At 63.7% G+C, this 921-nt stretch carries 1 protein-coding gene; it reads right to left on the reverse strand.

Features of this window, described 5'->3' with window-relative positions; all coding sequences use genetic code 11:
• The coding region (gene truB, locus AC1D0Z_RS22970; protein WP_477660438.1) for a tRNA pseudouridine(55) synthase TruB at positions 1 to 921 on the reverse strand (921 nt) is incomplete at both ends.

Raw genomic sequence — 921 nt, forward strand, 5'->3', positions numbered from 1 at the left:
GCGAAAACGTGTGTAGAACGCTCGGCCAGCGTTCTGGCGGCTTGCAAGATGTCCTGTATTTCAATCGGGCTCAGCAAACGCTGCGGAATCAGTTCGTCGGCCGTGACATGGGCCGAGCCCAAAAAAGCCGGCGGTTCGGTGCCGTAAACCTGCACCAGCGGCGCATCGGCGCCCCACTGCCCGGGTTCACCGCGGCGGCGCAGGCCGCTTAAAAACCGCCCTGCATTGTCGGCGTCCAATGTGACAGACGGGTACGCCGACACCAGCGACTGCGCCGGCAGCAGGCAGGCTTCGCGCTCAGGTTCGGTCATGGCTTCCAGGGCCGGCAAGGTCACGCATTGCTGCGCCGTGTAGCCGCCGGTCTCCAGCCGCCTGAGCGATCCCAGGTGCGCGCCGCAGCCGATCGCCTCGCCGATGTCTTCACCGAGCGTGCGGATGTAGGTGCCCTTGCTGCATGACACTATGATTTTGATAGCTGCTGGCGCACGGCTGTCTTGGGCTACAGCCATATTGAGCTTGAAAATTGTGATGTGGCGAGCCTCCCGCTCGACCTCTTCACCCTTGCGGGCGTATTCATACAGCGCCTTGCCGTCTTTCTTGAGCGCCGAATACATGGGCGGAACCTGCGCCTGTGGGCCGGTAAAACGTGCAGTCAGGGCCTCCAGCAGCGCTGGCGTGATCTCGGGCACGGGCCGGGTTTCAATCACGTCGCCTTCAGCGTCGGCGGTGGTGGTTTTCTGGCCCAGCAGCAGCACTGCTTCGTAGGTCTTGTCGGCGTCGAGCTGGATCTGGCTGAACTTGGTGGCAGCGCCAAAGCACAGCGGCAGCACACCGGTGGCCAGCGGGTCCAGCGTGCCGGTGTGGCCGGCCTTGTCGGCGCGCAGCAGCCATTTGGCCTTCTGCAAGGCCTGATTGCTCGAC

It is taken from the genome of Polaromonas sp. P1_E3 (genome assembly GCF_056405935.1).